Below are 13444 nucleotides of genomic sequence, written 5' to 3' on the forward strand. Positions count from 1 at the left end.
GTCGCTGTGCGTCTGTGCGGTCGTCAGGCCGAGCGCACCAGGTCCACGAACATGCCGTGCACCCGGCCGTCGCCACCGACCTCGGGATGGAACGAGGTCGCCATCAGGGGGCCTTGACGGACCGCGACGATCCTACCCGCGGCCGGCCCTTCCTCCACCCGGGCCAGCACCTCCACGTCGTCGTCGACCGCCTCGACCCACGGCGCGCGGATGAACACCGCGCGCACCGGGTCGGCCAGGCCGTCGACATGGAGATCCTCCTCGAAGGAGTCGACCTGGCGGCCGAAGGCGTTGCGGCGCACGGTGATGTGCAGCCCGCCGACGGTCTCCTGTCCCGCCGCGCCGTCCTCGATCCGGTCGGCCAGCAGGATCATGCCCGCGCACGTCCCGAACGCGGGCAGCCCACCGCGTACGGCGTCGCGCAGCGGCTCGAGCAGGTCGAAGATCCGGGCCAGCTTGACCATCGTCGTGGACTCGCCACCGGGGATGACCAGTCCGTCGCACGCGGCGAGCTCGGCAGGACGGCGTACGGAGATCGCGTCCGCGCCCAGGGACCGCAGGACGGAGAGGTGCTCGCGCACGTCGCCCTGCAGCGCGAGCACGCCGATGGTCGGATCCACGATCGTCGATCCTAGGACCGTCGCTCCGCCGTAGGCTCACGCCCCATGAGGCTTCGCCGTCTGCCCGCCGTCCTGCTGGGGGTCGCGCTCGCCACCGGCAGCGCCCCGACGGCGACCGGCGCCGCGGTGGACCGGGACGGCGCCGACACCGGCAGCAGGCCGGCTCCCCGGACGGTGGACGGCTGGCCGACGGCGTCCCCGTCGAGCGTCGGCCTGCGCGCCCGAGCGATCCGGCGCGGCGCGGCCGAGGCCAGGCGCCTCGACTCCACCTGCTTCGCGGTGCTGCGCGACGGCAGGCTCGTGGCGCACCGCAGCTGGCGGCTGCCGCGCGACGAGCCGCGCGAGGTCTTCTCGATCACCAAGTCGGTCACGAGCACGCTGGTCGGCATCGCGGTGCGCGACGGCGACCTGCGTCTCGACGACCGCGTCTCGACCTACGTGCCGCAGTGGCGGGGCACGCCGTCGGAGTCGGTGACCGTGCGCAACCTGCTCGCCAACGACAGCGGCCGCTTCTGGTCGCTCCAGTCGGACTACGTCGACCTCCTGACGGCCCGGAGCCGCACGCGGTACGCCGTCTCCCTTCCCCAGCAGTACGCGCCGGGCAGCGCGTGGGCCTACAACAACGCCGCGATCCAGGTCCTCGAGCCGGTGCTGGAGCGGGCGACCGGCATGCCGGTGGCGCGCTTCGCCAGGAAGCGGCTGTTCGACCCGCTCGGGATGACCCGTACGAGCTTCGTCACCGACCGGGCCGACGACGCGGCCGTCTTCCACGGGCTGCGCACCACCTGCCTCGACATCGCCCGGCTGGGCCGGCTCCACCTCGGCCGGGGAAAGGTCGACGGCACGCGGATCATCGACCGCAGCTGGGTCCGCGAGGCCGTGGGCCGGTCCTCCACGGTCCACAACGCGGCCTACGGCTTCCTCTGGTGGCTCAACCGACCCGGTGCGCTCCGCGGCGCCACCGACCCCGTCGACGCCCAGGGTCAACCGCTGCGGCCCACCAGCGGGCAGCTCGCGCCGTCGGCGCCGGAGGAGGTCTTCGCCGCGCTCGGCTTCGGCGGCCAGGTGCTGCTCGTCGACCCGACGACGCGGACCATGGTGGTCCGCCTCGGCCTGCCCGCACAGCCCGGCGAGGAGGCGTACGGCTTCACGAACGCCGCCCGCGTGCTGACCCGCGCGGTGCGCTGACCCGACCCTGCGCTGACGCGTGACGCCGCGGCGGACGGTGCGGCACACTCGACGGATGGTCGGGGCGTGGGAGCACCTGCCGGCGGCGCGGGTCCCGGCGCCGCTCGCCCGGCACGTCGTCGCGATGGACGGCTACTCCGCCGAGGGACTCGCGCCCGGGGTGCACCGCGGCCTGCCGTCCGCGGGGCTGACCCTCGTGCTGGGCCTCGGGCGACCGCTGCGGACCGCCCCGACCGAGCAGGCCTGGGTCGACGGGGTGCGCGACGCGCAGTGGGTGAGCCTCGGCGGGCTCCACACCCGGGCGGCGATGGTCGAGCAGCCCGACAGGTGGGCCGGGGTGCAGCTGACCCTCCACCCGGTGGGCGTCCGACGGCTCCTGGGCGTCCCGGCGTCCGACCTGCCCGTGGGCAGCTGGGACGCGCGCGACCTGCTCGGCCCTGAGGTCGAGCGGGTCGTCGAGGAGCTGCACGCGGCGCCCGACTGGCCCGGGAGGTACGCCGCGGTCGGTCGGTTCCTGCTGCGGCTGGCCGCCCGCGCCGACCGGAGCACCTCCCACCACGGACCGTCGCCGGAGGTGGAGGAGGCGTGGCGGTTGCTCACCGGCCCGGCGCCCCGGGCGGTCGCCGACGTCGCCGACACCGTGGGTTACAGCCGCCGGCGACTCACCCAGCTGCTCACGGCCGAGACGGGACACGGCCCCAAGACCCTCCAGCGGCTCGCGCGCTTCGACACCGCGCGGCGTGAGGTGGTCGCGGCGGCGGCCGCAGGGTCGTCCCTGGCGCAGGTGGCCGCCCGGACGGGCTACTACGACCAGTCCCACCTGGCGCGGGACTTCCACGAGTTCGCCGGGCTGGGGCCGTCGGCCTGGCTCGCCGCCGAGTTCCCAAATGTCCAAGGCGCCCCGGGCGGCGGCGCGGCAACATCGTCGGCATGAGCAAACAGCACCGCACCACCGTCTGGCCCGCACTGCAGGCGCACGACCCGGACCTCGTCATCCGCACGCTCGTCGCCCTCGGCTTCGAGGAGACCGCTGCCTACCGCGACGAAGCGGGCGTCGTGCAGCACGCCCAGCTCGACTGGCCCGAGGGCGGCGGGGTGATGCTCGGCTGCCACAAGCCGGACGGCCCGTTCACCCAGCAGCCCGGCACCACGGCGGCGTACGTCGTCGCCTCCGACGTCGCCGCCGTCCACGGCCGAGCCGTCGAGGCCGGGCTCGACCCGTCACCGGTCGTCGAGCAGGACTACGGCAGCCGGGAGTTCCGGGTCACCGACGCGGAGGGCAACCAGTGGTCCTTCGGCACCTACGCCGGGGAGCCGCGGCGGGACTGAGGCCCGCCGCGGCCGGGTGTCACCAGCCGCGCTCGGACAGACGGTGCGGCTGCGGGATCTCGTCGACGTTGATGCCGACCATGGCCTCGCCCAGGCCGCGGGAGACCTTGGCGACCACGTCGGGGTCGTCGTGGAAGGTCGTGGCCTTCACGATCGCCTCGGCGCGCTGGGCGGGGTTGCCGGACTTGAAGATGCCCGAGCCCACGAAGACGCCCTCGGCGCCGAGCTGCATCATCATCGCCGCGTCGGCCGGGGTGGCGATGCCGCCGGCGGTGAAGAGCACCACCGGCAGCTTGCCCGCAGCCGCGACCTCCTTGACCAGCTCGTAGGGGGCCTGCAGCTCCTTGGCCGCGACGTAGAGCTCGTCCTCCGCCATGCTGTGCAGCCGGCGCAGCTCGCCGCCGATCGTGCGCATGTGCATCACCGCGTTGGACACGTCGCCGGTGCCGGCCTCGCCCTTGGACCGGATCATCGCCGCACCCTCGGTGATGCGGCGCAGCGCCTCACCCAGGTTGGTCGCACCGCACACGAACGGCACCGTGAAGGCCCACTTGTCGATGTGGTTGGTGTAGTCGGCCGGGGTCAGCACCTCGGACTCGTCGATGTAGTCGACGCCGAGCGACTGCAGGACCTGGGCCTCGGCGAAGTGACCGATGCGGGCCTTCGCCATCACCGGGATCGAGACGGCCTCGATGATGGAGTCGATCATGTCGGGATCGCTCATCCGGGAGACGCCACCCTGGGCGCGGATGTCGGCGGGAACCCGCTCGAGCGCCATCACCGCGACGGCACCGGCGTCCTCGGCGATCTTCGCCTGCTCGGCGGTGACGACGTCCATGATGACGCCGCCCTTGAGCATCTCGGCCATGCCGCGCTTGACGCGGCTCGTGCCGTGCTCGATGGGGGTCTCTGAAGGCGTCTGGGTGGACGTCTGGGGGGTGTGCTCAGCCATGCTCCGATCGTAGTGCGGGCTCATCCCAAAGGATGCACCGGGAGCACGGTGGTCGAGCGCGTGATCACCCCTGCGCTGCGGCCCGCGCGAGCGCCTGACGTCGTACGACCCAGATGCGCTGCACGACGGTCACGGTCGCCGCCACCGCGAGCGCCCAGAGCGCGACCTCGAGCAGGATCGGCAGGTCGAGGACGTCGGCGAAGAACGCGGGGACGAGCATGCCGACGAGGCGGTCGGGCCGCTCGGCGATGCCGACCTTGGCGTCGTAGCCGAGGTGGTCGGCCTTGGCCCGGGCGTAGGACGTGACCGCGCCCATGACGAGGATGACGAGGCACAGCACGAGGTAGAGGTGGCTCTCGGTGTGCCACGCGAAGTAGAGCGCCAGTCCGCCGAACAGCGCGCCGTCGGCGACCCGGTCGAGCGTGGAGTCGAGGAAGGCACCGAAGTCGTCCTTGCGGCCGACCTTGCGGGCCATCGCTCCGTCGACGAGGTCGCTGAACACGAAGGCGGTGATGAACAGCACGCCCTGCCACACCCAGCCCTGGGAGAAGAAGAACAGGGCACCGAAGCTCACCCCGAGCGTGCCGACGAGCGTCACGACGTCGGGGCTGATGCCGAGGCGGATGAACAGGTTGACGAAGGGCGCGAGCATGACGCCCTGCCAGAACTGCTTGAACCTGTCGAGCACGGCGGCAGGCTACCGGTCCAGCAGCGCGGCGCGTACGTCCGCCACCGCTGCGGGCGCGCCGGAGACGGTCCAGTCGACGCCCGACGCGGGTACGACGACGGACTCGCCGCCGGCACCGCGGATGATCGCGGCCCCCGGGAGCCGGTCCCAGTCGGCCACCGAGTGCTGGAAGAGCACGTCCCACTGGCCTGAAGCGATCGCCATCGTGTCCATGGTCCCGGAGCCGAACATCCGCAGCGTGCCGACCTGGCCCAACGCGCGGGCGAACGCCTCGCCGACCTCGCTGGCGAAGAACGGCGGGTGCAGGTAGGTCGCGGCGCAGCGCTCCTCGCGCGGCGTGTCGGGGAGCGGGGCGAGCGGCGCGCCGTCGCAGGTGCTCGGCAGGTCGGGGCCGCCGACCCAGGTGCGCAGGCTGGCGGCGTGGTGGACCGCGCCCAGCAGCACGTCGTCCTCGTTGTGCAGGGCGATGGCGGTGCACCACCAGTCGCTGCCGCGGGAGAAGTTGAAGGTGCCGTCGACCGGGTCGATGACCCACGTGCGACCCGACGAGCCGGGCCTGGAGGTGCCCTCCTCCCCCACGATGGCGTCGTCCGGGCGCTCGGCGGTGAGCTGCTGCACGATCAGGCGCTCGGCCGCGGTGTCGGCCTGGGTGACGATGTCGGAGCCGCTCGTCTTGCGCTCGACGTCCAGTCCCTCCTGCCGGATGCGGGCGGCCAGCAGGGCTGCCTCCCGCACGAGATCGGCGGCCAGTGCGGCATCGGCGGCGAGGCGCGGGTCATCCACGGGGGCCACGCTAGCGCCGCGGCGTACTGTGGCAGGACGGAGCCAGTCAGGCTTCCGAATCGAGGAGCCCCGATGAGCGACAAGTCGCCACGGCAAGGCATGTCCAAGAAGTCCGGCAAGTCCATCAAGGAGAAGCGTGCCGAGAAGCACGCCAAGGCGGTCGGGAAGAGCGATGCCCCCGAGCCCCTGATGCCCAGGAAGAAGTGAGCCTGCTCGGCCTCGGCGTCATCGGCACGTCGGCCAAGGAGAACGAGCACCGCCTCCCGCTCCACCCCGACCACCTCGCACGCCTCGCTCCCGAGGTCGCGGCACGGACCACGCTCGAGCACGGGTACGCCGACCACTTCGGGATCAGCGACGAGTCGCTGGCGCCGCACGTGGCCGGCTTCGCCTCGCGCGAGGAGATCCTGCGGGACTCCGACGTCGTGGTGCTCCCCAAGCCCCAGCACGACGACGTCGCGGCCATGCGTCCCGGCCAGGTCCTCTGGGGGTGGCCGCACTGCGTGCAGGACCGGGCGCTGACGCAGCTCGCGATCGACCGCGAGCTGACGCTGATCGCCTTCGAGGCGATGAACCACTGGACGACGGACGGACACGTCGGACTCCACGTGTTCCACAAGAACAACGAGCTCGCCGGCTACTGCTCGGTGCTGCAGGCGATGGAGCTCGTCGGCATCACCGGGGACTACGGACGCCGGCTGAGCGCGGTCGTCATCGGGTTCGGGGCCACCGCGCGCGGCGCGGTCACCGCCTTGAAGGCCCACGGCGTCCACGAGGTCGTGGTGCTCACCACTCGGGGGGTCGCTGCCGTGGGTTCACCGATCCACTCGGTGCGGATCCGCCAGTTCGACCACCACCCCGACGACGCGATCGTCACCCATGTCATCACCGAGCGCGGACGGATGCCCGTCGCGCCCTACCTGGCCGAGGCGGACATCGTCGTCAACTGCACGCTGCAGGACACCGCGGCGCCTCTGACCTACCTGCGCACCGAGGACCTGGCCGACTTCCGGCTGGGCAGCCTCATCGTGGACGTGTCCTGCGACGAGGGCATGGGCTTCTCGTGGGCCAGGCCGACGACGTTCGACGAGCCGATGTTCACCGTCGCGGACCGCGTGCACTACTACGCCGTCGACCACAGCCCGTCCTACCTCTGGGACTCGGCGACGTGGGAGAACAGCGAGGCGCTCCTCCCCTTCATGGAGACCGTCCTCCGCGGGCCCGCTGCGTGGGACGCGGACGAGACGATCAGTCGCGCCATCGAGATCCGCGAGGGCCGTATCCAGAACCCCGCGATCCTGGCCTTCCAGGGGCGGTCGCCGGAGCACCCCTACCCGGTCGGCTGACCCCCGGTCGGATCCTCCTGCTCGACCTCGGTCCAGGCCTTCGCGAGCAGGTCGCGGGTGTCCTCGAGCAGCTGCGGCAGCATCTTGGTGCCGCCGACGACGGTGATGAAGTTGGCGTCGCCGGTCCACCGCGGCACGACGTGCTGGTGCAGGTGCTCGGAGAGGGAGCCGCCGGCGGACCGGCCGAGGTTGAGCCCGACGTTGAAGGAGTGCGGGCGGCTCACCCGTCGTACGGCCCTCAGCGCCTGCTGCGTCATCGCCATCAGCTCGGCCGCCTCGTCGGCCGTGAGGTCGGTGAGGTCGGCGACGTGGCGGTAGGGCAGCACCATCAGGTGACCGGGGTTGTAGGGGTGCAGGTTGAGCACGACGTACGTCGACGCCCCGCGCGCCACGACGAGCGCCTCGTCGTCGGGGTGGGACGGGATCGCGCAGAACGGGCAGCCCTCGTCGTCCACCGCCGTCCGGACGTAGGCCATCCGGTGGGGCGTCCAGATCCGCTCGAGCCCGTCGTCACTCGTCCCGCCGCTCATGGCAGCGATCCTAGGGTGGCCCCATGACGTCGATCCGACCGGCCGGGGACGCCGACATGGCGGCCGTCGCGGACCTGTGGCACGAGGGCTGGCACGACGGCCACGCCGGGCACGTGCCGGACGGCCTCACCGCGGCACGCACGCTGGCGGCGTTCCACGAGCGCACGCCGCCGCGGGTGGCGGACACGGCGGTCGCGGTGGCCGACGACGGCTCGCTGCTCGGCTTCGTGATGGTGGTGGGCGACGAGGTGGAGCAGGTGTTCGTCGCACCGGGCGCCCGCGGGTCGGGCCTGGCCACCGAGCTGCTCGCCGAGGCCGAGCGGCGGGTGGCTGCCGGTGGGCACTCCTCGGCGTGGCTGGCAGTCGTCGTCGGCAACGCTCGCGCGCGCCGGTTCTACGAGCGACAGGGCTGGTCGGACGCCGGCGACCTGCCCTACGAGGTCACCGCGGATGGGGAGACCTTCGTCTCGCCGTGCCGGAGGTACGTGAAGCGGGTGCGCTGACCGCCTCGTCAGGGCTCCCGCCGGAAGGCGGGTGCCGCCTCCAGCCGGACGTCGCCCCAGCGACCCCGCAGCGTCGCTGCGAGGTCGCCGCCCAGCGCGGCCAGGTGCGGGTTGGACGTGCTCGACGCGACGGCGTCGAGGCGGTGCAGGACGAACGCACGCCGTGCGGGACGACGCGGACCGGCCCCGGCGTCGTCGTCCTCGAGGGCACCGGCGAGGAACCACGCCGGCGTCATCGCCTGCCACCCGAGCGTCGCGACCTCGAGGTCGCGTGTGAGCTGCTGCGGGCGTACGGCCTCACCCACGGCGGCGCAGTAGGCGGCGATGCCGGCCTCCGCGACCTCGTGCGGCAGCGTCCAGGCGCACCAGCAGCTCGGCCACGGCGCCAGGAGGTAGGCGACGTCCCAGGCGCGGTGGCGCAGCTCGGCGTGCTCGAAGTCGATGAGACGGACCCGGTCGGCGCCGACGACGTTGTTGTCCGGGCAGGTGTCGGCCGGGCTGAGCACCTCGTGGTCGTCGTCGGCGAGGGCTGCGGGCAGTGCGCGGAGCTCGTCGAGCGCGCGGGTGTGGGGCGGGAGGCCCAGGTCGTCGAGGGCCGCGGCGTACATCTCCGCAGCCGCGGCGAAGTCGTCGGCGAGGCTGCGTGCCGGGAGGTCGGGCCCGCGCTCGGCGAGCGCGTCGGCGAACGACGTACGGACCTCGGGGCTGCCTGCTGCGTGCACCGCTCCCAGCGCCTGGGCCCACCGCACCACGGCCCCGTGCGCCACGCCCGCGTCGGAGCCGAGCAGCGCGTCGGCCACGCTGCCCTCCCCCTCGACCACGGACATCACGACGAACGCGGGGTCGTCGGACTCGGCCAGCAGCGAAGGCGTGCCCGCAGCACCGCCGAGCGCCACCAGGGCCGCACGCTCCCGCCGCCCGCGGTAGGGGTCGTCGGGGCGGTGGACCTTCACGACGCGCGCGACCCCGTCCTTCGTGGCGAGGTAGGCACCGCCCCGCCCACCGCCCAGGACCACGACCTCGTCCCAGGACTCGTGGCCCATGGCGCGCGCCGTCGCCCTCCTCAGCTCCTCGTCCATCCCACCAGTGTGCCGCCGGGTGGGCGGCGTCACGGCACTCCATTCCGCCCCCGACCCGCTGGGGAACCGTCGGGTCGCCCAGCGCCGCTCCGGGCGACCCGACGGTTCCCCGACCGATGTGGAGGTCCGGTCAGTCCGCCTCGGCCCGGTAGAAGTCGACGGCCGGGCCGCCTCCGGGGAACACCCGGTCGTACAGCCGTGCGTCCGAGTAGAGATCCACGGCGCGTGTCAGGTCCAGGCCTTCGCCAGCCGCTGGACGATCTCGGTGAGGCGCTCGGGTGAGGTGGCGATGTTGAGCCGGACACACCCCGGCGTGCCCGGCGCGTACGACGCACCGTCGCTGACCATCACTCGGCCCCGCTGCAGTGCCACCGCCGCGGCGTCGTCGTGGCCGTAGGCCGAGGCGTCGAGCCAGGCGAGGTAGGTCGCCTCGAGCGGGCGCATCCGCACCTCCGGAAGGTGGGCGGCGAGCAGCTCCGCGAGCAGGGCGCGCTGCTGGTCCAGGCGCTCGACGAGTGAGCCGAGCCACGGGTCGCCGAGGTCGTACGCCGTCCGCGCGGCGATGGCACCGAGCGGCGAGTGCGAGTCGTTGCGCGACATCGGCTGGTCGGCGAGCAGCCGGCGGGAGGCGGGGTCGGGGACGACGACCTGCGCGCACCGCAGGCCGGCGGTGTTGAACGCCTTGGACGCGGCGACCACGGCGACGGCGTGGTCGTGGGTGCCCTCGATCGCGAGGTAGGAGAGGTGCTCGGCGCCCGGCAGCACGAGGGGTGCGTGGATCTCGTCGCTGACGACACGCGCGCCATGGCGTACGACGACGTCGCGGATCCCCTCGAGCTCGGCGCGGGTGAAGACCCGGCCCCACGGGTTGTGCGGCTGGGTGAGCAGCAGCGTCCGGGCCCCGTCGGCGAAGAGACGGTCGAGCCGGTCGAGGTCGATCTCCGCCCGGTCTGCGGAGGCCGGAACGTGGAGGCGCACCTCCTCGCGGCCGGTGACGCTCGCGAGCCCGAACTGGGCGTTGTAGCCCGGCGTCGGGAAGACCACTCCCCCGGGCCCGCTGAACACGTCGATCGCCAGTCGGACCCCGGCGGTCACGTCGACCACCGGGTGGACCGCCTCGGGCTCCGGTGCCCAGCCGAAGTGCCGCGACGACCAGTCGCTGTAGGACTCCGCCAGCGCCGGGTCCCAGCCGAAGAGCGGGTACCCGGTGATCCCGTCGGCGAGCGCCCGCTGGACGGCCTCGAGGACGACCGGGTCGACGGCGTAGTCCATCTCCGCCACCCACGCGGGGATCACGTCAGGCGGGACCGTGCCCCACTTGAGCGGCAGGGCACGGCGGGCCTGCTCGTCGGTGAGGTCGACGATCGGCCGGCCGGACGCCACCACCGCTGTCAGACCTGCTCGCGCGACGCGACGGCCGCGGCCACCCGCTCGATCGCCTCGGCCAGGGGTACGCCGTTGTCCTGGCGCCCGTCGCGGTAGCGGAACGACACGGCGCCCGCCTCCACGTCGGCGTCGCCGGCGATCATCATGAACGGCACCTTCTGCAGCTGCGCGTTGCGGATCTTCTTCTGCATCCGGTCGTCGGACTCGTCGACCTCGACCCGCAGGCCCTGCGCCTTCATCTGCTTCGCGATGTCGAACAGGTAGTCGTTGTGGCGCTCCGCGATCGGGATGCCCTGCACCTGGACGGGCGCGAGCCAGGGCGGGAACGCGCCGGCGTAGTGCTCAACGAGGACGCCGATGAACCGCTCGATGGAGCCGAACTTGGCGGAGTGGATCATCACCGGCTGCTGGCGGCTGCCGTCGGCGGCGACGTACTCCAGGTCGAAGCGGTCGGTCGCGGGCTGGTTGAAGTCGTACTGGATGGTCGACATCTGCCACGTGCGGCCGATCGCGTCCTTGGCCTGCACGGAGATCTTGGGGCCGTAGAACGCTGCGCCGCCCGGGTCGGGCACGAGGTCGACGCCGAACTTCAGCGCGGCGGTCTCCAGCACCTCGGTCGCGGTCGCCCACTGGTCGTCCGAGCCGATGAACTTGTCGGGCTTGGAGTCGTCGCGGGTCGACAGCTCGAAGTAGTAGTCGTCGAGGCCGAAGTCCTTGAGCAGTCCGGTGACGAAGGTGAGCAGGTGCTCGACCTCGGCCGGGGCCTGCTCCGGGGTGACGTAGGAGTGCGAGTCGTCCTGGGTCATCGCACGCACCCGGGTGAGGCCGTGCACGACGCCGGACTTCTCGTAGCGGTAGACCGACCCGAACTCGAAGAACCGCAGCGGCAGCTCGCGGTAGGAGCGCTGCCGCGAGCGGTAGATGAGGTTGTGCATCGGGCAGTTCATCGCCTTGAGGCGGTACTCGGCGTGCTCCATCTCCATCGGCGGGAACATGGTGTCCGCGTAGTAGGGCAGGTGCCCGGAGGTGTGGAACAGCCCGTCCTTGCTGATGTGGGGGGTGCCGACGTAGTCGAAGCCCTCCTCGAGGTGCCGACGGCGGACGTAGTCCTCCATCTCCCGCTTGATCACGCCACCCTTCGGGTGGAAGACCGCCATGCCCGACCCGATCTCGTCGGGGAACGAGTAGAGGTCGAGCTCGCGGCCGAGCTTGCGGTGGTCGCGCCGCTCGGCCTCCTCGATGCGGTGCAGGTGCTCCTCGAGCGCCTCCTTGGTCTCCCAGGCGGTGCCGTAGATGCGCTGGAGCTGCTTGTTCTTCTCGTCGCCGCGCCAGTAGGCCGCCGCGCTGCGCATCAGCTTGAACGCAGGGATCCGCTTGGTGGTCGGCAGGTGCGGGCCGCGGCACAGGTCGGACCACTTGGCCTCGCCGTTGCGGCCGATGTTGTCGTAGATGGTCAGCTCGCCGGCACCCACCTCGACGGAGGCACCCTCGGTGTCCGAGGTGCCGGCGCCGCCCTTGAGGCCGATCAGCTCGATCTTGTAGGGCTCGTCCTTGAGCTCGGTCAGCGCGTCTGCGTCGGTGGTGACCCGGCGCTCGAAGCGCTGGTTCTCCTTGATGATCTTGCGCATCGCGGACTCGATCTTGACCAGGTCCTCGGGCACGAAGGGGGTCTCGACGTCGAAGTCGTAGTAGAAGCCGTTCTCCACCGGCGGGCCGATGCCCAGCTTGGCGTCGGGGAAGAGCTGCTGCACGGCCTGCGCCAGCACGTGGGCGGTGGAGTGCCGCAGGATGTCGCGCCCGTCGGGGCTGTCGATCGCCACGCCCTCGACCTCGTCGCCGTCGGCGAGCTCGTGGGCCAGGTCCTTGAGCTGCCCCGCGACCCGCGCGGCGACCACGTCGGCGTCGTCACGGAAGAGCTCCCAGGCCTTGGTGCCCGTCGTGACCGTGGTCTCCGCACGCTGATCGGCGTGGATGCGGACGACCTTGATGTCGGACACGAGTGCTCCTTCTGGGAGGTGGGGCGGGACGGTTGTCCCCGGCGATGCTATCGGCCGGACGACGACCGACTCACCCCGGTTTCCCGCACCCGTCGGCGGGCGAGCGCGACGGCGTTCGCGCCGATGGCCAGCAGGGCGTTGCCGTGCCCACCTCGCAGGCCGTTGTGCTCCTCGCGCGAGGACATCACGTTGCCCGGGCCGGGAGCCACGTCGACCGTCTGGTCCTGCGCCGCGACGGCGAAGAGCGGACCGACGAGACGGTCGTACGCCCACGGCAACGCGGTGAAGCCGAGGCGGATCACCTCGTTGGCGAGGCCGACCTGCCCACCGCTGCGGCGCCCGTCGGCGACGGCCAGGGCGCGACCGGCGACGCGCTCGGGCGTGGTGACCGGGAACGGCGGGCGCCCGGCCGCGTCGCCGTACGTCGCCGCCTGCCGGTAGATGGGCGTGTCGACGCCGCCGGGGGCGACGTACTCGATCCGGACGCCCGGGCGGTCGCGGTTGTCGACCCGGAGCTGACGCACCAGCGCGCGGACGCCCCACTTGCTCACGACGTACGCCGCCATGTCGGGGACGGCGATGTGCCCGATGACCGAGCCGACCAGCACCAGGTTGCCGGCGCCCTGCGTGCGCAGCACGGGGAGCACGTGGCGGGCGAGGTTGACCGAGCCGAGCAGGTTGGTGGCCACGACCTGGTCGAACACCTCGGCCGGCACGTCCTCCACCCGGCCGTAGGCGACCACGCCCGCGCTGCCGATGACCGTGTCGATCCAGCCGTGCTGCGCCATGACGGCGGCGACCGCGGCCTCGACCTCGTCGTCCCTGCTGATGTCGGCGGGCAGGACGGTCGTCGAGGCGGCGCCGAGCGCGTCGCAGGCGCGGGCCACCCGATCGAGGGCGCCGCGACCGCGGGCGAGGAGCGCGAGGTGGTCGCCCTGGCGGGCGACGCGGTGGGCGGCGGCCTCACCGATGCCGCTGGAGGCACCGGTGACCAGGACGACGCGTGGCGGACGAGCGTGGGTCGGCATGCCCGCCGGTACCCC

At 72.6% G+C, this 13444-nt stretch carries 15 protein-coding genes; 6 read left to right on the forward strand and 9 right to left on the reverse strand.

The genetic code is table 11. The features are described 5' to 3' along the window. Positions 1 to 23: 23 nt before the first annotated feature. Entirely contained in the window at positions 24 to 623 is a 600-nt protein-coding gene (gene pdxT, locus ACNKF0_RS13425; protein ID WP_299925073.1) for a pyridoxal 5'-phosphate synthase glutaminase subunit PdxT, read from the reverse strand. 42 nt (positions 624 to 665) lie between these two features. Between pdxT and ACNKF0_RS13430 the strand changes: the two genes are divergently transcribed. The 3 genes from ACNKF0_RS13430 to ACNKF0_RS13440 are packed head-to-tail and all read left to right on the forward strand — an operon-like array spanning position 666 to position 3137. Next, on the forward strand, positions 666 to 1808 hold the full coding sequence (locus ACNKF0_RS13430; RefSeq protein WP_416952831.1) for a serine hydrolase domain-containing protein: 1143 nt from the start codon (positions 666 to 668) through the stop codon (positions 1806 to 1808). A 55-nt stretch (positions 1809 to 1863) separates the two neighbouring features. After that, positions 1864 to 2742 (forward strand): helix-turn-helix domain-containing protein, encoded by an 879-nt coding sequence (locus ACNKF0_RS13435; protein ID WP_416952833.1) that lies wholly within the window; start codon positions 1864 to 1866, stop codon positions 2740 to 2742. Next, positions 2739 to 3137: a glyoxalase gene (locus ACNKF0_RS13440; RefSeq protein WP_416952835.1), complete on the forward strand. Its 399-nt coding sequence runs from the start codon at positions 2739 to 2741 to the stop codon at positions 3135 to 3137. Before ACNKF0_RS13435 ends, ACNKF0_RS13440 begins: the two co-directional genes overlap by 4 nt. A gap of 19 nt (positions 3138 to 3156) precedes the next feature. Here the strand turns inward: ACNKF0_RS13440 and pdxS are convergent, their stop codons facing one another. From pdxS to ACNKF0_RS13455, 3 genes are all read right to left on the reverse strand, one after another. Then, positions 3157 to 4089, reverse strand: coding sequence for a pyridoxal 5'-phosphate synthase lyase subunit PdxS (pdxS, locus tag ACNKF0_RS13445; RefSeq protein WP_416952837.1), 933 nt, complete (start codon positions 4087 to 4089; stop codon positions 3157 to 3159). Positions 4090 to 4153: 64 nt separating this feature from the next. Continuing rightward, a complete protein-coding gene (gene pgsA, locus ACNKF0_RS13450) occupies positions 4154 to 4777 on the reverse strand; it encodes a phosphatidylinositol phosphate synthase (RefSeq protein ID WP_416952839.1) in 624 nt (207 codons plus the stop codon). Between the two features lie 9 nt (positions 4778 to 4786). Continuing rightward, positions 4787 to 5560 carry an inositol monophosphatase family protein gene (locus ACNKF0_RS13455; RefSeq protein WP_416952841.1) on the reverse strand — a complete coding sequence of 258 codons (774 nt, stop codon included), beginning with the start codon at positions 5558 to 5560 and terminating at the stop codon, positions 4787 to 4789. A 72-nt stretch (positions 5561 to 5632) separates the two neighbouring features. Between ACNKF0_RS13455 and ACNKF0_RS13460 the strand changes: the two genes are divergently transcribed. Together ACNKF0_RS13460 and ACNKF0_RS13465 are read left to right on the forward strand one after the other, a co-directional pair. Further along, complete coding sequence (locus ACNKF0_RS13460; protein ID WP_416952843.1) at positions 5633 to 5767, forward strand: hypothetical protein; 135 nt, start codon at positions 5633 to 5635, stop codon at positions 5765 to 5767. Continuing rightward, positions 5764 to 6906: a N(5)-(carboxyethyl)ornithine synthase gene (locus tag ACNKF0_RS13465; protein WP_416952845.1), complete on the forward strand. Its 1143-nt coding sequence runs from the start codon at positions 5764 to 5766 to the stop codon at positions 6904 to 6906. Before ACNKF0_RS13460 ends, ACNKF0_RS13465 begins: the two co-directional genes overlap by 4 nt. Here ACNKF0_RS13465 and ACNKF0_RS13470 read toward each other — a convergent pair. Beyond that, a complete protein-coding gene (locus tag ACNKF0_RS13470; RefSeq protein ID WP_416952847.1) occupies positions 6891 to 7436 on the reverse strand; it encodes an HIT family protein in 546 nt (181 codons plus the stop codon). The two genes, ACNKF0_RS13465 and ACNKF0_RS13470, sit on opposite strands and share 16 nt — an antisense overlap. A 23-nt stretch (positions 7437 to 7459) precedes the next feature. Here ACNKF0_RS13470 and ACNKF0_RS13475 point away from each other — a divergent pair, with 23 nt between their 5' ends. Beyond that, positions 7460 to 7939, forward strand: a complete 480-nt coding sequence (locus ACNKF0_RS13475; protein ID WP_416952849.1) for a GNAT family N-acetyltransferase — start codon at positions 7460 to 7462, stop codon at positions 7937 to 7939. 8 nt (positions 7940 to 7947) lie between these two features. Here the strand turns inward: ACNKF0_RS13475 and ACNKF0_RS13480 are convergent, their stop codons facing one another. The 4 genes from ACNKF0_RS13480 to ACNKF0_RS13495 form a co-directional block, all read right to left on the reverse strand. Next, positions 7948 to 9018 carry a phosphotransferase family protein gene (locus ACNKF0_RS13480; protein ID WP_416952851.1) on the reverse strand — a complete coding sequence of 357 codons (1071 nt, stop codon included), beginning with the start codon at positions 9016 to 9018 and terminating at the stop codon, positions 7948 to 7950. A gap of 228 nt (positions 9019 to 9246) precedes the next feature. Further along, positions 9247 to 10404 (reverse strand): MalY/PatB family protein, encoded by a 1158-nt coding sequence (locus tag ACNKF0_RS13485; protein ID WP_416952853.1) that lies wholly within the window; start codon positions 10402 to 10404, stop codon positions 9247 to 9249. Between the two features lie 5 nt (positions 10405 to 10409). Continuing rightward, a complete protein-coding gene (thrS, locus tag ACNKF0_RS13490) occupies positions 10410 to 12401 on the reverse strand; it encodes a threonine--tRNA ligase (RefSeq protein ID WP_416952855.1) in 1992 nt (663 codons plus the stop codon). A 47-nt stretch (positions 12402 to 12448) separates the two neighbouring features. Continuing rightward, a complete protein-coding gene (locus tag ACNKF0_RS13495) occupies positions 12449 to 13429 on the reverse strand; it encodes an SDR family NAD(P)-dependent oxidoreductase (RefSeq protein WP_416952857.1) in 981 nt (326 codons plus the stop codon). Positions 13430 to 13444 lie beyond the last annotated feature (15 nt).

This window comes from Nocardioides sp. T5 (genome assembly GCF_048161455.1).
Lineage (GTDB): Bacteria > Actinomycetota > Actinomycetes > Propionibacteriales > Nocardioidaceae > Nocardioides.